Annotated in this window: 21 protein-coding genes and 1 other RNA gene; 8 read left to right on the forward strand and 14 right to left on the reverse strand. The window is 63.9% G+C overall.

What is annotated here, in order from left to right; genetic code table 11:
• Position 1: 1 nt before the first annotated feature.
• The 10 genes from RTP54_RS12195 to RTP54_RS12240 form a co-directional block, all read right to left on the reverse strand.
• A complete protein-coding gene (locus RTP54_RS12195) occupies positions 2-1,465 on the reverse strand; it encodes a UDP-N-acetylmuramoyl-L-alanyl-D-glutamate--2,6-diaminopimelate ligase (RefSeq protein ID WP_112810277.1) in 1,464 nt (487 codons plus the stop codon).
• A gap of 67 nt (positions 1,466-1,532) precedes the next feature.
• Positions 1,533-3,281 (reverse strand): peptidoglycan D,D-transpeptidase FtsI family protein, encoded by a 1,749-nt coding sequence (locus RTP54_RS12200; protein ID WP_112810278.1) that lies wholly within the window; start codon positions 3,279-3,281, stop codon positions 1,533-1,535.
• On the reverse strand, positions 3,281-3,664 hold the full coding sequence (locus tag RTP54_RS12205) for a hypothetical protein (RefSeq protein WP_112810279.1): 384 nt from the start codon (positions 3,662-3,664) through the stop codon (positions 3,281-3,283). The genes RTP54_RS12200 and RTP54_RS12205 overlap by 1 nt, the downstream gene beginning before the upstream one ends.
• 7 nt (positions 3,665-3,671) lie before the next feature.
• Positions 3,672-4,697 (reverse strand): 16S rRNA (cytosine(1402)-N(4))-methyltransferase RsmH, encoded by a 1,026-nt coding sequence (rsmH, locus tag RTP54_RS12210; RefSeq protein ID WP_312362890.1) that lies wholly within the window; start codon positions 4,695-4,697, stop codon positions 3,672-3,674.
• 14 nt (positions 4,698-4,711) lie between these two features.
• On the reverse strand, positions 4,712-5,152 hold the full coding sequence (gene mraZ, locus RTP54_RS12215; protein WP_112810281.1) for a division/cell wall cluster transcriptional repressor MraZ: 441 nt from the start codon (positions 5,150-5,152) through the stop codon (positions 4,712-4,714).
• Positions 5,153-5,643: 491 nt separating this feature from the next.
• An RNA gene (rnpB, locus tag RTP54_RS12220) (RNase P RNA component class A) lies at positions 5,644-6,043 on the reverse strand.
• 90 nt (positions 6,044-6,133) lie between these two features.
• Positions 6,134-7,324: an FAD-binding oxidoreductase gene (locus tag RTP54_RS12225; RefSeq protein ID WP_312362893.1), complete on the reverse strand. Its 1,191-nt coding sequence runs from the start codon at positions 7,322-7,324 to the stop codon at positions 6,134-6,136.
• Between the two features lie 392 nt (positions 7,325-7,716).
• Positions 7,717-8,244 (reverse strand): lytic transglycosylase domain-containing protein, encoded by a 528-nt coding sequence (locus RTP54_RS12230; RefSeq protein ID WP_112810283.1) that lies wholly within the window; start codon positions 8,242-8,244, stop codon positions 7,717-7,719.
• Positions 8,245-8,470: 226 nt separating this feature from the next.
• Positions 8,471-9,235: an N-acetylmuramoyl-L-alanine amidase gene (locus RTP54_RS12235; protein WP_112816132.1), complete on the reverse strand. Its 765-nt coding sequence runs from the start codon at positions 9,233-9,235 to the stop codon at positions 8,471-8,473.
• A complete protein-coding gene (locus RTP54_RS12240) occupies positions 9,232-9,939 on the reverse strand; it encodes a DnaJ family molecular chaperone (protein WP_312362897.1) in 708 nt (235 codons plus the stop codon). The genes RTP54_RS12235 and RTP54_RS12240 overlap by 4 nt, the downstream gene beginning before the upstream one ends.
• Before the next feature lie 406 nt (positions 9,940-10,345).
• Here RTP54_RS12240 and RTP54_RS12245 point away from each other — a divergent pair, with 406 nt between their 5' ends.
• The 3 genes from RTP54_RS12245 to RTP54_RS12255 all read left to right on the forward strand — a co-directional run bounded on the left by RTP54_RS12245 (position 10,346) and on the right by RTP54_RS12255 (position 13,445).
• Positions 10,346-11,560: a pyrophosphate--fructose-6-phosphate 1-phosphotransferase gene (locus tag RTP54_RS12245; RefSeq protein ID WP_312362899.1), complete on the forward strand. Its 1,215-nt coding sequence runs from the start codon at positions 10,346-10,348 to the stop codon at positions 11,558-11,560.
• Positions 11,561-11,700: 140 nt separating this feature from the next.
• On the forward strand, positions 11,701-12,336 hold the full coding sequence (locus RTP54_RS12250) for a LysE family translocator (RefSeq protein WP_312362901.1): 636 nt from the start codon (positions 11,701-11,703) through the stop codon (positions 12,334-12,336).
• Between the two features lie 116 nt (positions 12,337-12,452).
• Positions 12,453-13,445, forward strand: coding sequence for a lytic transglycosylase domain-containing protein (locus RTP54_RS12255; RefSeq protein ID WP_312362903.1), 993 nt, complete (start codon positions 12,453-12,455; stop codon positions 13,443-13,445).
• A gap of 68 nt (positions 13,446-13,513) precedes the next feature.
• Here RTP54_RS12255 and RTP54_RS12260 read toward each other — a convergent pair whose 3' ends face one another.
• Positions 13,514-14,875, reverse strand: coding sequence for a serine hydrolase (locus tag RTP54_RS12260; RefSeq protein ID WP_312362905.1), 1,362 nt, complete (start codon positions 14,873-14,875; stop codon positions 13,514-13,516).
• Positions 14,876-15,063: 188 nt separating this feature from the next.
• On the reverse strand, positions 15,064-16,644 hold the full coding sequence (locus RTP54_RS12265; RefSeq protein WP_312362907.1) for a putative bifunctional diguanylate cyclase/phosphodiesterase: 1,581 nt from the start codon (positions 16,642-16,644) through the stop codon (positions 15,064-15,066).
• Between the two features lie 177 nt (positions 16,645-16,821).
• Between RTP54_RS12265 and RTP54_RS12270 the strand changes: the two genes are divergently transcribed.
• From RTP54_RS12270 to RTP54_RS12290, 5 genes are all read left to right on the forward strand, one after another.
• A complete protein-coding gene (locus RTP54_RS12270; protein ID WP_312362908.1) occupies positions 16,822-18,072 on the forward strand; it encodes a DUF3419 family protein in 1,251 nt (416 codons plus the stop codon).
• Positions 18,069-18,803, forward strand: coding sequence for a class I SAM-dependent methyltransferase (locus RTP54_RS12275; RefSeq protein WP_409517104.1), 735 nt, complete (start codon positions 18,069-18,071; stop codon positions 18,801-18,803). The genes RTP54_RS12270 and RTP54_RS12275 overlap by 4 nt, the downstream gene beginning before the upstream one ends.
• Before the next feature lie 119 nt (positions 18,804-18,922).
• Positions 18,923-19,708 (forward strand): GH25 family lysozyme, encoded by a 786-nt coding sequence (locus RTP54_RS12280; protein ID WP_112810293.1) that lies wholly within the window; start codon positions 18,923-18,925, stop codon positions 19,706-19,708.
• Between the two features lie 153 nt (positions 19,709-19,861).
• Complete coding sequence (locus RTP54_RS12285) at positions 19,862-21,058, forward strand: lytic murein transglycosylase (RefSeq protein ID WP_112816126.1); 1,197 nt, start codon at positions 19,862-19,864, stop codon at positions 21,056-21,058.
• A gap of 333 nt (positions 21,059-21,391) precedes the next feature.
• Complete coding sequence (locus RTP54_RS12290; RefSeq protein ID WP_312362910.1) at positions 21,392-22,327, forward strand: DMT family transporter; 936 nt, start codon at positions 21,392-21,394, stop codon at positions 22,325-22,327.
• Between the two features lie 522 nt (positions 22,328-22,849).
• Here RTP54_RS12290 and metF read toward each other — a convergent pair.
• The gene (gene metF, locus RTP54_RS12295) at positions 22,850-23,779 is read right to left on the reverse strand and encodes a methylenetetrahydrofolate reductase [NAD(P)H] (RefSeq protein ID WP_112810297.1); all 930 of its coding nucleotides are present in this window, start codon (positions 23,777-23,779) and stop codon (positions 22,850-22,852) included.
• A 2-nt stretch (positions 23,780-23,781) separates the two neighbouring features.
• Positions 23,782-24,801: a metalloregulator ArsR/SmtB family transcription factor gene (locus RTP54_RS12300; RefSeq protein ID WP_312362912.1), complete on the reverse strand. Its 1,020-nt coding sequence runs from the start codon at positions 24,799-24,801 to the stop codon at positions 23,782-23,784.
• Positions 24,802-24,898: the final 97 nt, after the last annotated feature.

Here is a 24,898-nt window from a genome sequence, read left to right on the forward strand (position 1 = left end):
ATCACAGACCTCCCAATGCCTTGCGGACTTCCGCATGATCGGAGAACGGCAGCGTGACGGAACCGACCGTCTGGCCCTCCTCGTGTCCCTTGCCGGCGACGATCAGCGTGTCGCCGCTCTGAAGCATGCCGACGGCGGCGCGGATTGCTTCGGCGCGGTCGCCGATTTCAGTCGCGCCCGGCGCCGCATCCATGATTTCCGAGCGGATCACGTCTGGCACTTCCGAGCGTGGATTGTCATCGGTGACGATGACCACGTCGGCCAGCCGCGTGGCGATCTCGCCCATGATCGGCCGCTTGCCCTTGTCGCGGTCGCCGCCGCAGCCGAAGACCACGATGACCCGGCCCGTCGTGAACGGCCGCACGGAGGCGAGCACGTTTTCCAGCGCATCGGGCTTGTGGGCATAGTCGACATAGGCAAGCGCGCCATCGCGCGTCTGGCCGACCAGTTCGAGGCGGCCGGAAGCGCCTTGCAGCTTTTCAAGCGCGGAGAATGCCGCCTTGGCGCTGATGCCGGTGGAGATCGCGAGACCCGCGGCGACAAGCGCGTTGGCCACCTGGAAATCGCCGGCCAGCGGAATGTGGATTTCGAAGATGTCGTCGCCGACGTGAACCTCGGCCGATTGCTTGTGGCGGAAATGCTCGACCCGCTTCAGCGCGATGAAATCGCCCTTGCGGCCGACGGTGCGGACGTCGAGCTTGGCCTTGCGGGCAGCCGCGATCGCCTCGCCCGACCACTGGTCGTCGGCAAAGATCACGGCCGGCGCGCCCTTCGGAAGGAGCGCATCGAACAACCGCATCTTCGAGGCCATGTAGTGCTCGACCGTCGGATGATAATCCATGTGGTCGCGACCGAGATTGGTAAAGGCGGCCGCAGAAAGCTTGACGCCGTCGAGCCGGCTCTGGTCGAGGCCGTGGCTGGACGCTTCCATCGCCGCATGGGTGACGCCGGCGTCGGCGAGTTCGGCCAGAAGCTTGTGCAGGGATACAGGATCGGGCGTCGTCAGCGACCCGTAGTCGTTGCGGCCGGGCGCAATCACGCCCGTGGTGCCGATCATCGCGGCGGCGAGGCCCGAATGCGCCCAGATCTGCCGGGTAAAGGAGGCGACCGAGGTCTTGCCGGCAGTGCCTGTCACCGCCACCATCGTCTCGGGCTGGCGGCCGTAAAAGGCGGCAGCGGCACGCGCAAGAAAGGCACGCGGGTTGGAAAGCGACAGAACCGGCGCCGAAGCCCCGTCCGGCTTGACATTGCTTTCGGCAACGACCGCGACCGCGCCGCGCGAAAGCGCGTCGGCGATATAGCTGGTGCCGTTGGCCTTGGTGCCGGAGACGGCGACGAAAAGATCCCCTGGCTGCACCTGCCGGCTATCGGCCGTGATGCCGGCTACCTCGATCCCAGAGGAAGCGTCATCCAGTTGCGCAGAAAGTTCAGGGAAGCTCGTTCCCGCCAGGTCTTTTATCTTCATGAACCGCACGTCTCACATCGCTCTTAATCCGCCGGTTGGCGAATCGTCCCGCATTCTCATTTCATGCCTAATAAGACACAAGCATGGCAGAACCATCTTCTCCGAACTTCGGTTCGACGCCGAGAAGCGGTGCGGAGCGGCTGATGATGTCGCGAACCATGGGTGCGGCATTCGAGCCGGCGGTCCGTCCGCCGCCTTCGCCGGTCTTCGGCGCATCGATGAAGGTCAGCACGATGTACTTCGGATTGTCGATCGGAAAGGCGGCGAGAAAGGCGTTGAAGTTCTGGTCGCTGGCGTAGCGGCCGTTGACGACCTTGTCGGCCGTGCCAGTCTTGCCGCCGACGTTGAAGCCCGGCACCTGCGCGCGCTTGCCGGAGCCGGCGATGCCGTTCCAGCGCAAGAGGAAGCGCATGTCGTCGCTGGTGCTCTTCTTGACCACCGTGGTCGCCAGCTCGTCGGCCTGCGCTTCGGAACGCGGCAGGAAGGTCGGCGGGATCAGCTTGCCGCCGTTGACGAGGGCTGCACCGGCGACGGCCGTCTGCAACGGCGTCGTCGAGACGCCGTGGCCGAAGGAGATGGTGATCGAGTTGATCTTCTTCCATTCGCGCGGCTGGCTCGGGGATTTGACCTCCGGCAGCTCGGTCGGCAGCTTGGAAAGCAGGCCGAGCCGCGTCAGGAATTCCTTGTGGCCGGGAATGCCGATGAGGTCGGCGATCTTGGCCGTGCCGATGTTCGACGAGTACTGGAAGATTTCCGGAACGGTCAGCACCCGGCGCTTGCCGTGGAAGTCCTTGATGGTGAAGCCGCCGATGCGGATCGGCGCCGAGGCGTCAAAACTGTCGTTGAGCGTCACCTTGCCGGAATCGAGGCCCATGGCGATGGTGAACGTCTTGAAGGTGGAGCCCATCTCGAACGTGCCGTTCGACATGCGGTTCATCCAGCCCTCTTCGGCCCCTTCGGCTGGCTTGTTGGGGTCGTAGTCGGGCACGGACGCCATCGCCAGCACTTCGCCGGTATGCACGTCGAGCACGACGGCGCCGGCCGCCAGCGCCTGATAGTTCTTCATGCCGGAATCGATGACGTCGCGCACGATGTTCTGGACCCGCACGTCGATCGAGAGCTTGACCGGCTCCATCTTGGCATCGCTGGTCATGCCGATGGCGGCGAGATCGGCGAGCCCCTGCCCGTCGATGTAGCGCTCCATGCCGGCAACGCCGCGGTTGTCGATGTTGACGTGGCCGACGATATGGGCGGCGGTCGGACCGCCGGGATAGAAGCGGCGCTTTTCCGGCCGGAAACCGACGCCGGGAATGCCGAGCGCCAGGATTTCGCTCTGCTGCTTCGGCGTCAGCTGGCGGCGCAGCCACTGGAAGCGGGATTTCGACTTCAGCTTGTTGTAGATGTCGCGGGCGTTGAGGTCGGGCAGCACCGTCGCCAGCCGCTCGACGGCCTCATCCGCATCGACGATCTTGTGCGGCTCGGCATAGAGCGAGACCGTGCGGATGTCGGTGGCGAGAATCTCGCCGTTGCGGTCGAGGATGTCAGGGCGCGAGGCCATCAGGTTGTCGGCGCGACCGATGCTCGACACCGTTTCCGGCTGGGCCATGCCGTATTGCACCAGCCGGCCTCCGATGACGGCATAGACGATGCCGAAGCTGGCGATGATGATCGCCACGCGGTTCTTCGCCTGGTTGGTGGTTTTCTTGCGCGTGCCCTGGAAGGTGACGTTGAGCTTGGCCTCGGCCGGCAGGTTGTTGCCGCCGGCGGAAAAGTGCGCCTTGCTCTTCAAGACCATGATGCGGGAAAGAAACGACATCAGTGCGCCACCGAACCTGTTGCGATGTTATCGGTCGTCTGCTCGGCGGCCTTGGCGGCCGCGAGCTTCTTTTCTTCTTCCGTCGGCGGCACGTCCGCCTTCAACATCGGCAGTTCCTGCGGACGCACGAGCTGCGTCGACGGCGTCGGCGCCAGCTGCAGGTCGGCGCCGAAGGCGCCCACCAGGCGTTCCAGCCGGTTCGGCTGCGTCAGCAGCGCCCAGTCGGCGCGCAGCAAGTCGATCGTGTCTTCTTCCAGCTTGATGGCGGCATCGAGCTTTCGCACCTGGTCAAGCTTGTTTTCGGCCTGGTGCTTGATCGTGTAGGTGACCGTGGCGGCGGCCGTCATGACGACGATCAGGACTATGTCGAGTGTTCGCAGCATGGATCCCTCAGCCCCCCAACCGTGCAAGGCTCGCCAGTTCCGGCAGATTGAAAATGGACAGATCGTTTCCCGGCGATGGCGCTTCCGTGCGGATACCGGCTCTGAGCTTGGCAGACCGGGCGCGCGGATTGAGGGACGCTTCTTCCTCGCTGGCCGCCACCATAGGCTTGCCAACTGGTGTGAAGGTTGCCGCACGCGCGGTCACCAGCGGCAGATGCCGCGAACCGGCGGCCTTGCCCGAGCGATCCTGGAAGAACGCTTTGACGATCCGGTCTTCGAGCGAATGGAAGGTGACGACCACGAGGCGGCCGCCTGGCTTCAGCGCCCGCTCGGCGGCAAACAGCGCCTGGGCGAGTTCGCCGAGTTCGTCGTTGACGAAGATGCGCAGCGCCTGGAAGACGCGGGTCGCCGGATGGATCTTGTCCTTGGCCTTGCGCGGCGTGACGATTTCGATCAGCCCGGCGAGATCGCGGGTGGTCTCGAACGGCGCTTCGGCCCGACGCTTCTCGATGGCGCGGGCGATGCGGCCCGACTGCTTTTCCTCACCGAGGAAACCGAAGATGCGGATGAGATCGGAAACCTTGGCCCGGTTGACGACATCGGCGGCCGAAACGCCGGCGGCCGACATGCGCATATCGAGCGGGCCCTTCCTCTGGAAGGAGAAGCCGCGCTCGGCCTCGTCGATCTGCATCGACGATACGCCGATGTCGAGCACCAGCCCGTCGAGGCTGCCTTCGGGCGCATGCTCGGCGAGTTCGGAAAAGCGCGAATGGATGAGTTTGAGCTTGCCGCTGGATGCCGCGACCATCGGCTGGCCCGCAGCGATTGCCGTGGGGTCGCGATCGAGCGCGATCACCTCGGCACCGGCATTGAGGATGGCAGAGGCATAACCGCCGGCCCCGAACGTGCCATCGAGGATGACCTTGCCGGGGGCCGGGTCGAGGGCTGCGAGAACCTCGTTCAGGAGGACGGGAATGTGACGGACCGGTCCGCCATCGGCTTCAGAAGCTCCTCCGCCTTGTTCCGTCACCATTCCGCCTCTCCATTCTATTCCGGACGCAGCCCCCGTGACTTGCGCCCCTCCCGGGCCGCCGCCTGCGCCTTTTGAAAGGCCTGCGGCTCCCAGAGCTGAAAATAATCGCCTCGCCCGACGAACATCACATCGGTCGAGATCCCGGTGAAGTCGCGGATGAAATCCGTCACCATCAACCGGCCTTCCGGATCGAGCTTGACGAAGACCCCACCCCCATGAACGAGCAGCGACATCTCGTTGGCAGCCGGAGAAAATGGATCCTCGACCGCCATCTGCCTCTCGAACCGATCCAGGAGTTCCGGCCCGCCGACGCTGATCGCCGGAAAGACGAAGTCCTGAAAACAGTATAGCTCCCGGACGCCCCCATCCGACAGAACGGAACGAAACGCCGAAGGCACGGACACCCGCCCCTTTGCATCGATCCGATTGGTGGCATTTGACAAGAAGCGGTTCATGACGCGAAACGGCCGCCCAAGACTGACGGGCCATAATCATCGACCCGCGAGAACACTCGACTGCACCCGCAAAACGCCCCCGCCGGACACCAACATGTCCGCCCATCTCCCGAAGCCGGGAGACCCTGGAATCTTGCGATGATGGGCCACGAAGCGGCCCTTGCGCAGTACCATTATGGGATATCATGGGACCATATGGGCGTCAATGGGATTGGCTCTTGAACAGCCGGGTAGCTGATCAAATATTGATAGGTTGTTAAGTTTAACGAAGCGTTACGAACAGACCCCCGCTGACCCGGAATGCGACGGTCAAACGGCTTCAAATCGTTGGGAAATCAGAATGTGAGAAAGAATGCAGCAAGCCGGGGGCGCTGATTTTTTCCGGCACGCTTTCGAGGCCCCGCCTGCGCGCTGGCATCGCCAGGGCGCATGGTCGGGCGGCGGCCGTGCGCGCTGCTTCGCGGCCCGCGCACGCATCTTAAAAAGGGAAAATCGCCAGTTGGCCTGTAAGCCGGGTTCTGTATGGCCCCGCTGCCCGAAGACAACGGAACGTGGCAGCCATTCATCTGGGACTACGTTTGCACGCAGCCTCTTGCAACCCACCCGGATGACTGGCCCGGAAACAGGCTGGACGCTTGCGCGTCCGCGTCATCCCTATTCGGTCTTGCTCCCGGTGGGGTTTGCCGTGCCGTCCATGTCGCCATGTCCGCGGTGGGCTCTTACCCCACCCTTTCACCCTTACTCCGCAAGCGGAGCGGTTTGCTTTCTGTGGCACTTTCCCTGAGGTCGCCCTCGCCGGACGTTATCCGGCACCGTACTTCCGTGGAGCCCGGACTTTCCTCCCCCCGCGGCCTTTCGGCACTTGCGGAGCGCGGCTGCCCGGCCAACTGGCAGGCGGTCCTTAAACGACCGGGAAGCCGAGCGCCAGAGAAAAACGGCATGCCCGGCGTTTCACCGGGCCGCCCCGAAGCACTTTCACACTCAGCGGAACGAGACGGCGAAATCCGTTTCATAGGCCGCGTCGTCGATCCGGCCCTCGGCCACCAGCACGGCACCGAGCCGGCCGATCTCGTCGGAACTCTTGGCCGCCTGGCCGTTGCCACCGGTCACCACGGCAATGCGATCGTCGCCGGCAAAGCCGATATAGGGGAAGCCGTGGCGGGTGAAGGACGTGACGCAGGGGCGAAAATGCGTCGAAGCGGGCCGGAAGTCGGGCATCACCCCGGCGAGCAAGCCGCCCATATGCGCCGCCGCCCCGGCGCCGGCGCTGCCACGGAACCAGGCGCGCACATCGGGCTCGGTTTCGAGAACGCGGTCGGTCGGATCGCCGCCGATCTTGATGTAGTGCTTGCCGTCCGCATAGGCGACCGGGGGCAACAGATAGTAGCTATTTTCCTGCTCAGGCGCAGCGCCGATCAGCGACGGCATGTTCTCGTAGCTCGTCAGATCGCCCGCCGCCACTTCGGCGAAAAACACGGTGCGCGCCTTGACCACAAGGTCGATCGGCCGTGGCAGCAGCTGGTCGGAAAGCGAAAACCCGCCGGCCGCGACGATCACCCGCCCGCAGCTCAACACAGCACCATCGACCGTCGTGACGACGACACCATCGGCAGCGCTCGACACCGACGCCACTTCGCTGCGCACGATCCGCGCGCCGGCCTTTTCGGCGCAGATCGTCTGCGCCAGAACCAGCGCGCGCGGATTGATGTAGCCGGCACCTTGCGCCTCGTGGATGCCGGCGAAACCTTCTGGGAAACAGAACCAGGGAAAGCGTTCGGAAAGGATGTCCTGATCGAGCAGCGGCGCTTCGACGCCAAGCGCGTCGCGCGCATAGGCGACCTTTTCGATATAGTCGTAACTGCCACCCGGCGCCGGTCCGGCGATCAGGCAGCCGACTTCGGCATAGAAGTCGATGCCGCTCAAAGCGGCGATCTCGCCATACCGATCGATGGAGCGCTTGGCGAGCCGCGCCCAGACGGGGTCGTCGTCGATCGTGCGGGTGATGCGGGCATTGTCGTAATGACTGGAAAAGACGCCGCCGTGACTGGCCCAGTCGCTGGGTTCGTCCGGCCCGACCAGCGCCACCCGCGCACCCGACAGCGCCAGGTGCCGCGCTGCCGCCGCCCCCATCATGCCCTTGCCGACCACGATGAAATCAAAGCTTTCCGACATGTCCGTCCCCACCATTTCGATCAGGTCGAGATAGCATGCCGGCGCGGATATGACACTGCGGTTGCATCACGTTTGGAGCATTTCCAGGAAAAGTGCGGAGCGGTTTTCCGCCAGGAAATGCGTAAGAGAGAGAGACATAGAGCGTTTCTATGTTTCCGTCTAAATGGGAAACGCGCGAAAGATCGCCGGAACGCGAGACCTGTCCGGCTGGAGCATCCGCCACCCCTTGGGAAAGGGCGGCGAATGATGCTCGGTATTCCATGGAAACACTGCCCCTGGCCGGGGCGCCCTCCCCGGATCGACATCGATCCAACGGGGAGGTCAGGCGACACGCCTCACCGATGAAGCGTGCATTGTGCGCACCATCGGGCGCGCCCTCATATCGGCATCAATCAGTCGATGATGCTCTGGACCTTGCCGCAGTAGCGCTTGGAAACCGGGTTCATGCGCTTGGCGCCATGACCGGCATTGTACTTGAGCACGGTGCCGCAGGTCGTGCCACCGGAAAGCTCATGCGCCATGGCAAGGTACTTCATGCCGAACTTGATGTTGGTTTCCGGATCGTAGAGACCCTTGGAGGAGCCGGAATAGCCCATCATGCGCGCCGTTGCCGGCTTGATCTGCATCAGCCCGATTTCGCCGGCGCTGCCGCGTGCCTTCGGGTTGAAGTTGCTCTCGACCTTGACGATCGCATGGGCAAGATCGATCGGTACACCATACTGCTTGGCATAGGACTGGATCAGGATCGTGTACTGCGTGCCCTGCGCGAGTTGCGGGTTCGGGTAGCCTGTCGTCCGTGAAACTGACTTGAGGGATGAGGTCTTGATGGCCTTGTCGACGTTCCCCGCATACGACGTACCAATCCCGGTGAAGAACATGCCAAGGCATGCCGCCACCGCAGCAACAGACGATATTCTCATGTAGTTTGAAGTCTCCGGTCTGGGGAATGGGCAGCACGGCGCACCCCGCCGTCCGAGCCTCACTTCCCGATCGTTTCATTGACAGGAAGGAGCGTCTTGCCCTTGCGTTTCCTGCAGTTTCAATGAGCGGCAAATGAATGCCGCATCATGGTAAACATGTGGCAACGAAGCAAATTTGTGCGGAAACGACCGAAAAAGCTAATTTAGCACGCAAAAATTTTGCGCGTCAGGCCCCAAACTGAGGCAGCGCCTGGAGCAGTCGGTGCAAGGTATCGAGCGTCGAGATATCGGCGATGCCATCGACCCTCTGCTGGCGAAAATGCCGCTGGAACGCAGCAACCGTGCCCTCGGTGCGTTCGCAGAAATCGCCAGTGACTTCAATGCCGTAACCGTAGAGCGACAGCATCGACTGGATCGCTTCGACCGGCTGGCCGCGATCACCGCGCTGGAAAAAGCGCCCGCCGCCAATCGGCGCCGGTTCCACCCAGTGGCCGACGCCCTCCTGGTGCAGGCGGTGCCACGGAAACTTTTCGCCCGGGTCGACCTTGCGAATGGGGGCGATGTCGCTGTGTGCAAGCACCCGTTCAGGGGCGATCGACCACCGTTCGCCACAGTCCCGACACAATTCGACGACCGCCGCGATCTGTTTTTCCGGAAAGTCGGGCAACCCGCCAGGGTGGCCGGCATTGGCGATCTCGATGCCGATCGAGCTGGAGTTGATGTCCGTCTCGCCCTTCCAGACGCTCTTTCCCGCGTGCCATGCGCGCAGCGCCTCCGGAACGAGCTGGTCGACGCGACCGTCCTCATCGACGAAATAGTGGCTGGAAACCTGGCTTTCTTCGCGACACAGCCATTCGAGCGCCGATTTCGGCGTCGCCATGCCGGTGTAGTGAAGCACGATGATATCGGGAACCCGGCCGTCCGCGCGGTCGCCGAAATTGGGCGACGGCATGAAGCGCGCACCCGCATAATCGCAGTATTTCGACGTCATGCGGCGCGGCGTTCTCTCTCGATCGCCTCATAGGCGGCGTTCAGCGCTGCCATGCGATCGTTGGCGATCGCATGGAATTCCTGCGGCACGCCGCGCGCCACCAGCCGGTCGGGATGGTTCTCCGACACCAGCACACGGTAGTGCTTGCGGATCTTGGCGAAATCGTCCTTCGGCGAAACGCCGAGAACCAGATAGGGGTCGCGGCCGTCTCTGTGCACATGGCGCGCCATGATCTGCTCGAAATGCGCCTCGTCCATCCTGAAGATCTCGGCGACCCGCGTCAGGAACGCCAGTTCCTTCTCGTGCACGGCGCCATCGGATTTGGCGATGTGGAAGAGCCCATCGACGATGTCTTCAAGGATCGGGCAATTGTCTTCGCACGACGAGCACAGCGTCGCCATCTTCTCGGCATAGGCCTCGTAGCCGGCCACGTCCTGGCGCGCGAGATTATAGAGACGGGCGACGTTCTGCGCCTGATCGGCGGGAAATTCGAAGATATCGCGGAAAGCCGAGACCTCCGCCTCCGTCACCACGCCATCGGCCTTGGCCATCTTGGCCGAAAGCGCGATCATCGCCACGGAGAAAGCCACCTTGCGCCGGGTTTCCGGGTCACCTTCAAAAAGCGTGCGCACGGCTTCGACCACACCGGCAAGCGCGTTGCCCGTGGCGGTGACGATCTTGAGGAGGCTATCCCAGAATGACATGCACGATTTTCCTGTCTCTCCAGCCTATAGCATGGACTATGGTGGTGGCAAATTGCAAGCGGTAGCCTGCGGCGAACCACGGGGATGACGAATTTGTGATGGCCCCTCACTATTGTCAATCCGTTGGGGTAACGTTGCGCCAGCGCAAGGGTTCCGACCTGTTCCCTGGGGAACAGTTCGGCCGCGCCCGAAGGCCGCCAAGACCCTGACCGGCACCGGCTTGCGCCGCGTTCGAAGGTGCGCTGCCATCCCCGTTGTGACAGGATGTTCCGAGCAGAGATCGAACCGCATACGGTAAAAACGGCGCGTTTGCCGGCCGGAGATCCACAGACCCGTCATTTAACTTCCATGTGATTTGCGCTAGAGAGGCCCCCACCAGTTGCGTGCCGAATCCCGAGGAGGAAACATGGCCAAGAAGAAAGTCGCAATGCTGACGGCGGGCGGGCTCGCGCCTTGTCTGTCATCCGCCGTTGGCGGCCTGATCGAGCGCTACACCGACATCGCGCCTGATTACGAGCTGGTGGCCTACCGCTCCGGCTACCAGGGCGTGCTGCTTGGCGACCGCATCGACATCACCAGGGACATGCGCGAAAACGCCCATATCCTGCACCGCCACGGCGGCTCGCCGATCGGCAACAGCCGCGTCAAGCTCACCAACGCTGCCGACTGCGTCAAGCGCGGCCTCGTCAAGGAGGGTGAAAACCCGCTGCGCGTCGCAGCCGAACGGCTCGCCGCCGACGGCATCTCGATCCTGCACACGATCGGCGGTGACGACACCAACACCACGGCTGCCGATCTTGCCGCCTATCTCGGCGCCAATGGCTATAACCTCACGGTCGTCGGCCTGCCGAAGACGGTCGACAACGACGTCGTGCCGATCCGCCAGACGCTCGGCGCCTGGACGGCTGCCGAATACGGCGCGCGCTTCTTCGATCATGTCAGCAACGAGCAGAGCGCCGCTCCGCGCACGCTGGTCGTCCATGAGGTCATGGGCCGTCACTGCGGTTGGCTGACGGCGGCAACCGCCCGCTCCTACGTCCAGATGACCGACGACAAGCAGTTCGTCGACGGCTTCATGATGAACCGGCAGCTGAAGAACATCGACGGCCTCTATCTGCCGGAGATCAAGTTCGACCTCGAAGCCGAAGCCGAGCGCCTGCGCGGCGTCATGAACCGCTCGGGTTTCGTCACGCTGTTCGTCAGCGAAGGCGCCTGCCTCGACGCGATCGTCGCCGAACGGGAAGCCGCCGGCGAAACCGTCAAGCGCGATGCCTTCGGCCATGTGAAGATCGACACCATCAATGTCGGCAACTGGTTCACCAAGCAGTTCGCGGCCCTTCTCGGCGCCGAGCGCTCGATGGTGCAGAAATCGGGCTACTACGCCCGCTCGGCGCCGGCAAACAGCGACGACCTGCGCCTGATCCAGAGCATGGTCGACCTCGCGGTCGAAAGCGCGCTCAACAAGGTGTCCGGCGTTACCGGTCACGACGAGGACCAGGGCGGCAAGCTCCGGACCATCGAGTTCCCGCGCATCAAGGGCGGAAAGCGCTTCGACACCTCGACCAAGTGGTTCGGCGACGTCATGGACGTCATCGGCCAGAAGTGGCAGGCCAACGACTGAGACCCAGCGCCCGAAGCGCAACCGCTTCGGGCGACGGCTCCATATCATCGAGCCTCTCAATTGGCAGTTGACGGCTCCGCGTCTTGATGGCTCCCTCCCGAGATCAGTCTCGGAAAGTCCTCAAGCGTGGAGCCTTTTTCATGTCGTTCGAACACTGGTTTGCCTTTGCCGCCGCCTCGGCCGTGCTGCTCGCCATCCCCGGCCCGACCATATTGCTCGTCATTTCCTATGCGCTCGGCCACGGCCGCAAGACCGCGGGCGCGACGGTCGCCGGCGTGGCGCTCGGCGACTTCACGGCCATGACCGCGTCCATGCTCGGGCTCGGCGCGCTGCTTGCGACCTCGGCTGCGGTCTTCACCGTGCTCAAATGGGTGGGCGCCGCCTATCTCGTCTGGCTCGGCATCCAGCTCTGGCGGGCACCGGTTGCGGGCGCAGGAGGAACAGACGAACAGGCGCCGCCCAAGGAGCGACCGCTGCGCATCTTCTTCCACGCCTACGCCGTCACCGCGCTCAACCCCAAGAGCATCGTCTTCTTCGTCGCGTTCCTGCCGCAGTTCCTCGATCTTTCGCAGCCGCTCTTTACCCAGATGGCGATTTTCGAGGTGACGTTCCTGACGCTCGCCATCATCAATGCCAGCCTCTATGCAGCCCTTGCGACGGCCGCCAAAGGCACGATTTCAAAGCCGAATATCCGGCGGATCGTCAACCGCACGGGGGGCTCGCTGCTCATCGGCGCCGGGCTTCTGACGGCAACCATGAAGCGGGTCACCGCCTGAAATTCGCTCGCGCGCTTGCTGCCGGCCGCCCCATGGGTTAATGGAGATTCACGCATGGCGGCTGGCAGCCGTTGATTTGCAGGGGCTGCGGGGCCCAGAAGCACGAAAGTGACAGCATGGCGAAATTCCGTATTTCCCTTTCAAAACAGACGTTTGGCGCGGCAGCTATTCTGTCGGCGACCCTCGTCTCGGGGTGCTCGACCGTCGAGCATACCTCCGTGGAAGAGCTTACGGCCGTGCAGACGGTTACCCCGCTTGCAAAACCCGGCACTGAAATGACCGCCTACGCCCTGCCGACACCGGATGGCGCGGCGACCGCGGCCTCGGCTGCGCTGTCGGCGCAGACGGCGGGCATGGCGACCACCCTGCCCGTCGGCACGGATCTCGCCCAGGCCGCAGGCCCGGCACCATCAGTCGTTGCAGTTCCCGGCGGCAAGCCCGGCGAAGCCCAGGCCGTTGCCATGGCGACACCGGTTGCAGCATCGGCCAATTCCGCGGCCTTGCCGCAAACCGCATCCGCCCTCGTCTCGCCGAAGACGAGCCGCGTTCAGGATCTTCCCGTTTCCACGCTTGCAGTTGCCGCAGCGATGGAATCGGACTTCGACACCGGCGAACCCGTCGGCCTCGAGACGCTTGTCGCCAACCGCATGATCGTGCCGACCGAAAAGCCGAAGATGGGCGTAATCGGTTCGAGCGTGGCAGCCGTTGCCAGCGTCATTCCCGATTCGTTGAAGCTGACGAACGCGCCGACCAGCTCGCGCCCCGAGCTCGACAAGCTGATCAAGCACTACGCCGATCTCAACGGCATCCCCGTCGAGCTCGTGCACCGCGTCGTCAAGCGCGAGAGCAACTACAATCCGCGCGCCTATAGCAAGGGCAATTACGGCCTGATGCAGATCCGCTACAACACTGCCAAGGGTCTCGGCTATGAAGGCCCTGCCGAAGGCCTGTTCGACGCGGAAACCAATCTGATCTACGCGACGAAGTACCTGCACGGCGCCTGGATGGTTGCCGACAACAAGCACGACGGCGCGGTCAAGCTCTATGCCAGCGGCTATTACTACCATGCCAAGCGCAAGGGCCTGCTCGACGACCTCGGCATGAAATAAGCACGACGGTCATTTCGCAGAGACTTCATGAGGCGCTCCATCGGGCGCCTCAATTGTTTGCAGGCGCCTTAATTGTTTGCGAGCGCCTCTATGATCCTGGCGTTGAGCTGCTGCACGTCATAGCCGCCGCGCGATGGCGTCAGCCCCAGCCGCACGACCGCAAGCTTGAGCGAAGGCACGAGCATGATCGCCTGGCCGTCATGCCCGAGCATCCAGAAGGCATCGGCCGGAAAGACCCCGGTGCCGGCGCGCACGCCGTTTTCCTGAAGCCAGACCTGACCGGCGCCATATTCGCCGCCGGAGGCCTTTGTCGGCGTGCGCATGAAGGCGACATAGTCCTTCGGCAGCAGCCCCCTGCCCTTCCAGACACCGTCCTGAAGCAGGAACTGCGCAAAGCGCGCCCAATCGCGCGCCGTCGCATACATGTAGGATGACCCGACGAAGGTGCCGCTGGCATCGGTCTCCATCACCGCGCTCGTCATTCCGATCGGCAGGAACAGGGCATCGCGCGGATAGGCAAGTGCGGCGGCCGGATCGTCGAAGCTTTGCATCCAGAGCCGCGACAACAGCGTGGTCGTGCCGCTCGAGTAACGGAAGGTCTTGCCCGGCTCCGATGCCGCAGGCCGTGATGCGGCAAAGCCCGCCATGTCCCGTTCGAGATAGAGCATTCGCGTGACGTCGCTGACATTGCCGTAGCCCTCGTTGAAGTCGAGCCCGCTTTCCATGCCCATCAGGTCGGCAAGCCTGATCTTGGCGCGCTCGTCGCCGCTCCATTCCGGCAGCAGGCCGGCGCGCGTCACGTCCATGCGCCCTTCGGCAACGCGCATGCCGATCAGGGCCGCCGTCACCGATTTCGTCATCGACCAGCCGAGAAGCGGCGTGGCGCTATCGAAGCCCCGACCATAGGTCTCCGCAATCAGGCGTCCGTCATGCACCACCACGACCGCCCGCATGCCGGGGCCGGCAAGGCCGCCGTCCTCGATCAGCTTTTGAACGGTCGGATCGATATCCGCCCTGTCGCCGTCCGGCCAGGAGACCTCGGCCGAGCGCGTGGGCGGCGGCACAGGCTGCGTCGTCGTCGCCTTCAAACCGGCAATGGCATCCGCGGAAACATTGGCGCAGCCGAGCCCCGGCCGATAGGCCGCGTAGGTCGGCGCGGCAAAGCCGAAGATGCGGGCCGAAACGAATTGCTTTTCGCGGTCGACCGAGACGCCGATGAATTTCAACAGCGGATGCCCCGGCGCCTGGACGTCATCGGAAAGCACCGCCTGCCCGTCCCGCCCGGCGATGAAGACATTCGAACAGACGATCTTGGCGGCGTAGCCATCGCCGACCTCAAGCAGTTCGGGCGGCGCCAGCGCCAGCCAGCCGGCAACGCCGGCAAGGGCGACGGCGATCGTTGCACCGACAGTTTTCAAGATGCGTCCCATCATATCCTCCGCCTGATGCCGCAGAGAGAAGCAGCATTCGCACGAAAGGAAAAGCCCTGCCGTCTTTGCCCGATGAGGACTGAGGGTATCCAGCCACAATAAATCGCCGTCGCCCGGGTTGCGCGACGTGGCGCCCCAGAGGGAACCGTTTTGTTCGAGCTTGATGGAGTTGCGACGCGGCTTGCGGATCAGGCCTGACGCACGGCCTCGGGCAGGACGGCGCCCGCCTGCGGCTCCCGCGCCGACAGCAGGTCTGCAAGTTCGCGCGCGGGCAAGGCCGGTGACAGCCACAGACCCCAGGCCTCCGAAGCGCCGGCGGTGCGGGCGCAATCCATCTCGCTTTCGCGGGCAATGCCGCGCACTGCCATCGGCAGACGCAGGACCTGGCCGGTCTTGACCAGGCAGGCGAGCAGGGCGACGCTACGCTCGCTGCCATGCGCGTTGCGGATCGCCGGCAGGTCCACCGTCAGCTGGTCCGGTTGCAGCGCGCCGATCAGGCTGAGCGGCAACGAGGCGGAAACCCCGCCGCTGAGCGCGATGCGCACGCCGAGCGCACGCAATCCGTCGATGTTTTCACTGACTAGCGCCATGTCTTCGGCCGAGAATGCGTCCGGCACCTCGATCGTCAGCCGCCCCGGCGCCAGGTGGGCGTCGTCAAGGCAGGCCCTGACCTGGCCGACGAATTCACGATCGCGCAATTGCAGCGCGAAGGGTGCGAGCGTCAACCCGACCGGGGATGGCCAGCTCGCGGCCTGCCGACACGCCTGCCGCAACACCCAGTTGCCGAGCGGCAGCGCCAGCGCTCCCTGCTCCAGCGGCTGGCCGAACGCCTCCGTCCCGATCACGCCGCGCGTCGGGTGCATCCAGCGCAGCAGCGCCTCGAAGCCGCGGATGGCGCCGCTGGCAGCGCCCGCTATCGGCATGTATTCCAGGAAGAATTCCCGTTGGGCGACGGCGCGGGCGAGATCGCGCTCGGCCTCCGCGCGTGTTTCGGCGGCCTCAGCGAGATGAGGCGCATAGAAGACATGATTGTTGCCGCGCGTATCCTTGGCTTCATAAAGCGCCAGATCCGCCCGCTTCAACACGGCGCCCGTCGACAGATCGCTTTGCTCCAGAAAAGTCACGCCAATGCTGCAGCCCGATGCCACCTGGCCTTCCGCAAGATCGAAGGGCGCGTCGAACAGCGCTTCGACGCGCCTCGCAAGCTCTGCAACCTCGCCGTCCGACGGGGATCCCGGACCAAAGAGCACGAATTCGTCCCCGCCCAGCCGGTAGACAGTCGCTTGGCCGGCAAAGGCGCGCCGCAACCGGGTGGCGATGCCGCTCAGCAGCAGGTCGCCGGCGTCGTGGCCCATCGTGTCGTTGACCGCCTTGAACCGGTCGAGGTCGATCAGAAGCAGCGGCCGGCGCTCGAAGGCCGGACCGACCGAACGCAGCGCGCGCAGCACATCGGCCTCCAGCGCTGCCCGGTTCTCGAGCCCGGTCAACCCGTCGCGGTGAACCGCGTTGCGCAGCAGCCGTTCGGCACGCCGCGCAGCCCTCAGTTCACGCTCCAGCCGTCGTGAATAGGACCAGCGGTAGAAGGATGCTCCGACCACGAAGGGCATGACGCCCGCCGCAAGTGCTCCCGAATAGTTTGAATGCGTGACGACCCCATCCGTCAACAGCGTTTCCGTGGTCAGCCAGATGGCCGGAAACAATGCGCCCAGTGCCGTGCCGGCAGCTGCAAATCGCTGCTCGGGCTTCGGCAGAAACGTTCTTAACATCATGTCGACGCCCCCCGAATATAAGAAGGAGCTAGCACGCCAGGGTTTAATGAATTCTTATGGATGAAAAATCGTAGTCGGCTATTTTGTGCAGTGCGGCAGTTGTCCGGAAAGCCCGTCATCAAAGTGTAGCCGAACCACTTTAGAAGCGGCTAAGTTTCAACTGGATGCGCGGCAGCGATGACCGAATTTGCCCCTGACGTCGGCTTTGGCAGAAAAAATCCGAAGCTGAAAAACGCCCTCCTGCAACACAACACATTCTCGCTTGCCGGCCTATCCGAGCGCCTGTTCGGCCTGCTCTTTTCGGGCCTGGTCTATCCGCAGATCTGGGAAGATCCCATCGTCGACATGGAGGCGATGCAGCTTCGCCCAGGCCATCGCATCGTCACGATCGGCTCCGGCGGCTGCAACATGCTGACCTATCTCTCGGCCGGCCCCGGCCGCATCGACGTGGTCGACCTCAATCCGCACCACATCGCCCTCAACCGGCTGAAACTCGGCGCATTCCGCCACCTGCCCGGCCATAAGGACGTCGTCCGGTTTCTGGCGACGCAGGGCACGCCATCGAACGTCCAGGCCTTCGACCTGTTCATCGCCCCGAAGATCGACCGGACGACCCGCAGCTACTGGAACGGTCGCGACATGACGGCACGCCGTCGCATCGGCGTCTTTAACCGCAACATCTACCGCACCGGCCTTCTCGGCCGGTTCATCGCGGCAAGCCACATCCTCGCCCGCCTGCACGGCGTCAACCCGCAAGAGTTCGTCGAGGCGCGCTCCATGCGCGAGCAGCGCCAGTTCTTCGATACGCGCCTGGCCCCTCTGTTCGAGCGCCCGTTCATTCGCTGGATCACCAGCCAGAAGAGTTCGCTCTTCGGCCTCGGCATCCCGCCGCAACAGTTCGACGAGCTGGCGAGCCTCAGCGCCGACAAATCGCTTGCCTGTGTGCTCCGCCACCGGCTGGAAAAGCTGACCTGCCACTTCCCGTTGAAAGACAACTACTTTGCCTGGCAGGCCTTTGCCCGCCGCTATCCGGAGCCGCACGAAGGCTCACTGCCGGCCTATCTGCACGCGGACCGCTACGAGACCATTCGCAACGGCACCGACAATGTCGAAGTCCACCATGCCAGCTTCACCGAGCTTCTGGCAAAGAAGCCGGCGGCGTCGGTCGACCGCTACGTGCTGCTCGATGCACAGGACTGGATGAACGACCAGCAGCTGAACGATCTGTGGAGCGAGATCACCCGAACGGCCGATACCGGCGCCATGGTGATCTTCCGCACGGCCGCCGAAGACAGCATCCTTCCCGGGCGCCTGTCGCCTGTGCTGATGGAGCAGTGGCATTACGATGCCGAAACATCGCTGGCGCTCGGCAATGCCGACCGGTCGGCCATCTACGGCGGCTTCCACATCTACCGGAAGAAGCCATGAGCGAGCTTCACGCGGCCGAGACCAGCCACCAGAGACGCATGGACCACATGTACCGCTACCAGCGGCATGTCTACGATCTGACGCGCAAGTACTATCTCTTCGGCCGCGACACGCTGATCGGCGAACTGAATGCGGGGCCAGGCATCTCCGTGCTGGAGGTCGGATGCGGAACGGGGCGCAATCTCGCGCTCATCGGCAAGCACTTCCCAAGGGCCCGGCTTTTCGGCCTCGACATCTCCGCCGAGATGCTGGCCTCGGCCGGCGCCAAGCTCAGCCGCCGGGGCAGATCGCCCGCCATGCTGCGGGTCGCCGATGCCACCGACTTCGATCCCCGGCTCTTCGGCGAAACGGGATTCGACCGGATCGTCATCTCCTATTCCCTGTCGATGATACCGGACTGGCAAGGCGCGATCGACGCGGCCATTGCCGCGCTCAACCCCGGCGGCTCGCTGCATATCGCCGATTTCGGCCAGCAGGAGCGGCTGCCGGCGAGCTTTCGCCGCCTGCTGCGCGGCTGGCTCACACGCTTCCATGTGACGCCGCGCGAGACGCTGTTCGAAGTGCTGGCAGAGCGGGCAAGGCGCAACGGCGCACAGCTCGAGCGCCGGGCCATCGGCCGGGGTTATGCCTGGCTCGCGGTCTATTACCGCCCGGCGGCGACTGCGGCATCAGCCACCAATCCGACCGTCGCGAGGGTTCACGGTCCGGTGGCCGCCGTAATTCCCGCTTGAGCTAACTCAATTTTTACGATGATATGGTGAAAATGAGGTTCACGCCTCGCGGGGGATATCACCATCATGGAAGCCATCGTGTGAGGCAGGCTCGTCGTTCGTTTCGAAACAGGACCTCCATGCGCCGGCTTCTTCTGGCTCTGCTGCCTATTGCCACCCTCCTTTCGGCCTGTTCGTCGACCGACTACGATCTGATGCAGACCGCATCGATCCCGCCGCGCTTCAATGACACCGATCCGCAGAATTTCGGTGACCGGACGCCGCAGCACCACAACATCCACGGCATCGACGTCTCCAAGTGGAACGGCGATATCGACTGGGTAAAGGTGCGCAACTCCGGCGTGTCGTTCGCCTTCATCAAGGCGACCGAGGGCAAGGACCGCGTCGACGCGCGCTTCAACGAATACTGGCAGCGCGCCCGCGCCGCCGGCATTCCCTACGCGCCCTACCATTTCTATTATTTCTGCTCGACCGCGGACGCGCAGGCCGACTGGTTCATCGCCAACGTGCCGAAGAGCGCAGTCTACCTGCCGCCGGTGCTCGACGTCGAATGGAACGGCGAATCCAAAACCTGCCGCACCCGCCCCGGTCCGGACGAAGTCCGCGTCGAGATGAAGCGCTTCATGGACAGGCTTGAGGCCCATTACGGCAAGCGGCCGATCATCTATACCTCGGTCGATTTCCACCGCGACAATCTGGTCGATCAGTTCAAGGAGCACCACTTCTGGGTCCGCTCCGTCGCCAAGCATCCGGGCGAAGTCTATGTCGAACGCCGCTGGGCCTTCTGGCAATACACCAGCACCGGCGTGATCCCGGGCATCGACGGCGCCACCGATATCAACGTCTTTGCCGGCTCGGCGAAGAATTGGAAGAACTGGGTCGCCGCCGTCTCCAAACCGAAGTGACGACGGCCACGGTTCTGTTGAGAAGCGCGGCAAACCGGCCGTTTTTCTTCTTTCCGTCATAATGCTCTGAGAGACGAGCAGCAGATTGCATCTTTGGTACATTGACCGCCAGCGGCGGCGCATCGCGCCGTGCGGCGACAGAAAGGAATTGTCATGATCCTCAAAGCCCGGCATGCGCTTGCATCCGTTGCCCTCCTCGCGCTGACCGCCTCCCCAGTTCTCGCGCAGCAGGCGCCGGCGTGCGGCGGCGATCTCGGCACCTTCCTGCAGGGCGTCAAGGCAGAAGCCGTGGCCAAGGGCGTTCCGGCCGATGTCGTCGACCGGGCCCTTGCCGGCGCCGCGATCAACGAGAAGGTCTTGAGCCGTGACCGCGCCCAGGGCGTGTTCAAGCAGACCTTCACCGAGTTTTCCAAGCGCACCGTCAGCAAGTCGCGGCTCGATATCGGCGCGCAGAAGATGAAGGAATTTGCCGCCGTCTTCGCCCGTGCCGAAAAGGAATATGGCGTTCCGGCCCCCGTCATCACCGCCTTCTGGGCGATGGAAACCGACTTCGGCGCCGTTCAGGGTGATTTCAACACCCGCGACGCACTGGTGACGCTTGCCCATGACTGCCGTCGTCCGGAAATGTTCCGTCCGCAGCTGATTGCCGCCATCGAGATGGTCCAGCACGGCGACCTCGACCCGGCAACGACGACGGGCGCCTGGGCCGGCGAGATCGGCCAGGTGCAGATGCTGCCTGAGGACATCATTGCCTATGGCGTCGATGGCGACGGCGACAACCACGTCAACCTGAAGAAGAGCTCGCCCGACGCGATCCTGACCGCTGCGAAGTTCATCCAGAGCCTCGGCTACAAGGCCGGCCAGCCGGTGATCCAGGAAGTCAGCGTTCCCGAGCAGCTCCCCTGGGAAAAGACCGGCCTGCAGCCGGGCATGAAGGCCAGCGACTGGTTCGCGCTCGGCGTCAAGCCGCGCAACGGCGACACCGCCTTCGGCAATCTCGAAGCATCGCTGGTGCTGCCGCAGGGCCGCAAGGGCGCTGCCTTCCTGACCTATCCCAACTTCAACGTCTATCTCGAGTGGAACCAGTCGTTCATCTACACGACGTCGGCTGCCTATTTCGCAACCCGCCTCGGCGGCGCGCCGACCTATGAGGGCGGCAACCCGGAGCCGGGCCTCGACGACACCGGCATGAAGGCGCTGCAGACCAAGCTGCAGACGCTCGGCCACGACGTCGGCAAGGTCGACGGCATCCTGGGCTCGGGCACGCGCGCAGCGCTCCAGAAGGAACAGCTGCGTCTCGGCCGTCCCGCGGACGGCTGGGCGACGCTCGACCTGCTGAACGCGCTCTAAAACCGCTTTCCGGCCACGATCCTGGCCGGTCGCACCTCCCCCGGCTGCTGCGCTCAACCGTTTGCAGCAGCCGGGCGGACGTCCATTCCCTCCCCTGACATCGCAACCGGCACGCCGCCATCGCCGCCGCAGCTCGCCCATGGCAGCCGCGCAATGTGTAGCCATGCAAGAAGTGGGTGGTGCCCGTCGCCACCCCGCGCTAGATCTCTGTGACGCAACGCTCTTGCCTGCCGGCTGCCGTCGGCACGGGGGAAGACGCGGCCTCTTTTCGATGGCGCATCCGCACCGGCCGATTGCATCGGCAGCGGCGGCGCACAAAGCGCGAGCAGCATCATGACCGCAGCACCGACCGGCAACCAGCAGATGACCACGCGGACCTGGGCGCTTCTTGCCCTGCTCGGCCTCATCTGGGGCGGCTCGTTCTTCTTTGCCCGCGTCGCCGTCGCCCACGTGCCGCCGTTCACGCTGGTGTTCCTGCGGCTCGGCCTCGCCGCTCTGGCGCTGCACATCTACATTCGCGGACGCTTCGGCATCTACCCCGCACTTGCCGGGCGCTGGCGCGAGTTCCTGCTGCTCGGCCTGATCAACAACGCCATCCCGCACGCCTTCATCTTTCTCGGACAAACCCAGGTCGGCGCCGGCCTTGCGGCGATCCTCAACGCGACCACGCCCGTCTGGACCGTGATCATCGCCAATATGGCAACCGAGGACGAGAAGCTGAGCGCCGGCAAGATCGGCGGCTGCCTGCTGGGGCTTGCGGGCACGGTGGTGCTGATCGGCCCGAGCGCGATCGCCGGGCTGTTCGGCACGTCCAACAGCGTGCCGCTCTGGGCGCTGCTGTTACCGGTGCTGGCCGCCGTCAGCTACGGCCTGGCGGCAACCTACGGCAAGCGCTTCCGCGGCCTCGCGCCACCGGTGACCGCCGCCGGGCAACTGACCGCTTCGTCGCTGATCATGCTGCCGGTCGCATGCCTTGTCGACACACCGTGGGCGCTGCCGGTGCCGCCGATCGAGGCGATCCTCGCCATCCTGGGGCTCGCACTCGTCTCGACCGCCTATGGATACATCCTGTTCTTCCGCATCATGGGCGAGGTCGGCGCCACCAACACGTCGCTGGTCACGCTGCTCGTACCGCCAAGCGCGATCCTGCTCGGCTACCTCTTTCTCGGCGAAACGCTGCAGCCGGCGGACGTGGGCGGCATGGCGCTGATCGCAGCCGGACTTGTAGTGCTCGATGGCCGCGTGCTCAGGCGAAAACACGCCGCCTGAGCGGGGAATCGCCTCGCATCGGCGGCCGAAAACCGTGTCCTTCCGGTCCACTCACGCCCGGTTACATCCGTTTACATTAACCTTCCGGCAGCGATTGTGAAAAAAATGTGGCGGGGCAAAAACCACCGCAAATTCATCAATTTAGCCCTGTTGATAAGACGCCGTCGATCACGACCTTTCGCACTGCAGCACAAGTTTCCCTTTCAAGCGCCGTGAATTCGCCCTATGTTTTAACGGTCAGCGCAAGGAGGGTCTTCGATGGGACTTACACATTCGTTGAATGTCCTCATGATTAGTGCAGCGTTCGTATTCGTGGCCACAATGCTCTTCATCTGAAGTCAGGCCGCTGAGAGTCCAAACCGAAATAGGGACTTTAATTTTCCGGAAATCCAATTTGCAGCAGAGATCTCTGAGGTAGCTGAAAAGCAAATCGCCTCGTTGCTGCAGGAAAAAAGAAAGCGCATGAAGGCCACCTTCATGCGCTTTCGCTTTTTTGCTGCGTTCTCGACGGGCGCGGGTGCCTTACGCAGCCGCCCCTGCCAGGACCGCCTGGTTCTGCGGCAACTGATCGGCGCGCTCGAACCCGACGAGATCGCACACCGCCGTGACCAGCGGCGACCGGTTCATCGTATAGAGATGGAAATCGCGGATGCCGCGCCGGGCAAGGTCGACGATCTGCTCGGCGGCGATATGCGTCGCTTCCTTGAAGCGCTCGGCAGGCTGGTCTTCCAGGTGCGCCAGGCGGGTGACGATGACCTCCGGCACGCTGGCGCCGCAAAGGCCGGCAAATTTCTGCACCTGACCCAGATTGTTGATCGGCAGGATGCCCGGCACGATCGGGATATCGATGCCCGCCCGGCGGACGCGCTCGAGGTAACGCTCGAAATCGTCATTGTCGAAGAAGAACTGGGTCAGCGCCCGCGTAGCACCGGCGTCGACCTTGCGCTTCAGCATGTCGATATCGGCATCGACATCGGGGCTTTCCGGATGCTTTTCCGGGTAGGACGACACCGAGATCTCGACGTCGCCGCGATCTCTGAGCGCGCGCACCAGGTCGGAGCTGCTCTCGTAGCCGCCGGGAAAGGGCGCATAGGCGCTACCGATGCCGCCCTGCGGATCGCCGCGCAGCGCCACGAAGTGCCGCACGCCGAAAGAGAGATACTCGTCGATGACCGCATCCACCTCCGCCTTCGGCGCGCCGACGCAGGTCAGGTGCGCCGCCGTGTTGGCAAAGCCCTTTTCCTCGATCATCCTTCTGACCGTCGTCAGCGACCGCGCCTTGGTCGAGCCGCCGGCGCCGTAGGTGACAGTGACGAAGGCGGGACAAAAGACGGACAGATCTTCCGCCGTCTGGAAGAGCTGCGCTTCCATCTCATCGGACTTCGGCGGGAAATATTCGAAGGATAGCCGCAGATTGCCGCGCTCGGCGGGATAAAGCGTCTGTGCGGTCATTCTCAAATTCCCCCTGCTTGCATGCGCTGATGTGGCGCTTCGCTCTCCTCGACGACGCGCTGATCGCGCGCCAGCCAGATCGTCACCGTCAGTTTTCCTTCGTCCGCGCCCTCCGGCGACAGATCGGTCGTCTTTTCGAGCGCGAGTCCGGCCTTTGCCAGCCAGTCGGTCATCGCCTGATGCGAGAAGCCAAGCCGGGCATGGGCATGTTCGTCGCGCAGGTGCTCCAGCCCGTGCGGGGCAAAATCGATGATCACCAGCCGGCCGCCCGGCGCCAGCATGCGCGCTGCCTCGGCAATCGCCGCTTCCGGCTGTTCGAGGAAGTGCAGCACCTGATGGATGGTGACGAGATCGAACACCTGGCCATCGAGCGGCAGATTGAAGATATCGCCGTGGCGGATCGACGCCTTGGTGATGCCGGCGCGGTCGAGATTGGAGCGGGCAACGGCCAGCATGTCGCGGCTGGCATCGATGCCGATACCGCGCTTGTAGAGCCCTTCGAACAGTTGCAGGATGCGGCCGGTGCCGGTGCCGAGATCGAGCAGGCTTTCCACCGGCTCGTCGCCGACCATGGCGCGCAGCGCCGTCTCCACGTCGCGCTCGCTGACATGCAGGCGCCGCAGTTCATCCCAGCCGGCAGCGTTGCGGCTGAAATAGGCCTGCGCCTTTTCCGACCGCGCCTTTTTCAAGGTCACGAGCCGCGAGGCGTCCCGCGACAGGACCGCATCGTCGGAGGTCGCCGAAGCGAGCATGGCTCTCACCATCGACACGCGGGCCCCCTCCTGGCGCAGGCGAAAATAGGCCCAGGCGCCCTCCTGATAGCGGTCGACGAGTTCGACCTCGGCGAGCAGCTTCAGGTGCCGCGAAATGCGGGGCTGCGATTGCCCGAGAATTTCTGTAAGATCGGTGACGGTGAGGTCTCCGGCGGCAAGGAGCGCGAGAAGGCGCATACGGGTCGGTTCGCCCGCAGCCTTCAGCACATCCACCAGCGCGTCGAGACCAAGCTCTCTCAGTTCCGCCATACCAATCCCCATCAACACATAAAGATATGTTTATGTGATTTGAGCGTGCGGCGCAAGCGGATTTGCGCGCACAGAGCAAACTATGCCGCTCAAGGAA

Source organism: Ensifer sp., assembly GCF_031989085.1.
GTDB lineage: Bacteria > Pseudomonadota > Alphaproteobacteria > Rhizobiales > Rhizobiaceae > Ensifer.

Bases quoted from the DNA above. Each gene is read 5' to 3' on its own strand.
- RTP54_RS12225 (WP_312362893.1), bottom strand. From the start codon at position 7,324: ATGTCGGAAAGCTTTGATTTCATCGTGGTCGGCAAGGGCATGATGGGG.
- RTP54_RS12205 (WP_112810279.1), bottom strand. From the start codon at position 3,664: ATGCTGCGAACACTCGACATAGTCCTGATCGTCGTCATGACGGCCGCC.
- RTP54_RS12265 (WP_312362907.1), bottom strand. From the start codon at position 16,644: ATGATGTTAAGAACGTTTCTGCCGAAGCCCGAGCAGCGATTTGCAGCT.
- RTP54_RS12260 (WP_312362905.1), bottom strand. From the start codon at position 14,875: ATGGGACGCATCTTGAAAACTGTCGGTGCAACGATCGCCGTCGCCCTT.
- RTP54_RS12280 (WP_112810293.1), top strand. From the start codon at position 18,923: ATGCGCCGGCTTCTTCTGGCTCTGCTGCCTATTGCCACCCTCCTTTCG.
- RTP54_RS12195 (WP_112810277.1), bottom strand. From the start codon at position 1,465: ATGAAGATAAAAGACCTGGCGGGAACGAGCTTCCCTGAACTTTCTGCG.
- mraZ (WP_112810281.1), bottom strand. From the start codon at position 5,152: ATGAACCGCTTCTTGTCAAATGCCACCAATCGGATCGATGCAAAGGGG.
- RTP54_RS12230 (WP_112810283.1), bottom strand. From the start codon at position 8,244: ATGAGAATATCGTCTGTTGCTGCGGTGGCGGCATGCCTTGGCATGTTC.
- RTP54_RS12200 (WP_112810278.1), bottom strand. From the start codon at position 3,281: ATGTCGTTTCTTTCCCGCATCATGGTCTTGAAGAGCAAGGCGCACTTT.
- RTP54_RS12270 (WP_312362908.1), top strand. From the start codon at position 16,822: ATGACCGAATTTGCCCCTGACGTCGGCTTTGGCAGAAAAAATCCGAAG.
- RTP54_RS12250 (WP_312362901.1), top strand. From the start codon at position 11,701: ATGTCGTTCGAACACTGGTTTGCCTTTGCCGCCGCCTCGGCCGTGCTG.
- RTP54_RS12240 (WP_312362897.1), bottom strand. From the start codon at position 9,939: ATGTCATTCTGGGATAGCCTCCTCAAGATCGTCACCGCCACGGGCAAC.
- RTP54_RS12275 (WP_409517104.1), top strand. From the start codon at position 18,069: ATGAGCGAGCTTCACGCGGCCGAGACCAGCCACCAGAGACGCATGGAC.
- RTP54_RS12235 (WP_112816132.1), bottom strand. From the start codon at position 9,235: ATGACGTCGAAATACTGCGATTATGCGGGTGCGCGCTTCATGCCGTCG.
- metF (WP_112810297.1), bottom strand. From the start codon at position 23,779: ATGACCGCACAGACGCTTTATCCCGCCGAGCGCGGCAATCTGCGGCTA.
- RTP54_RS12300 (WP_312362912.1), bottom strand. From the start codon at position 24,801: ATGGCGGAACTGAGAGAGCTTGGTCTCGACGCGCTGGTGGATGTGCTG.
- RTP54_RS12245 (WP_312362899.1), top strand. From the start codon at position 10,346: ATGGCCAAGAAGAAAGTCGCAATGCTGACGGCGGGCGGGCTCGCGCCT.
- RTP54_RS12255 (WP_312362903.1), top strand. From the start codon at position 12,453: ATGGCGAAATTCCGTATTTCCCTTTCAAAACAGACGTTTGGCGCGGCA.
- rsmH (WP_312362890.1), bottom strand. From the start codon at position 4,697: ATGGTGACGGAACAAGGCGGAGGAGCTTCTGAAGCCGATGGCGGACCG.
- RTP54_RS12285 (WP_112816126.1), top strand. From the start codon at position 19,862: ATGATCCTCAAAGCCCGGCATGCGCTTGCATCCGTTGCCCTCCTCGCG.
- RTP54_RS12290 (WP_312362910.1), top strand. From the start codon at position 21,392: ATGACCGCAGCACCGACCGGCAACCAGCAGATGACCACGCGGACCTGG.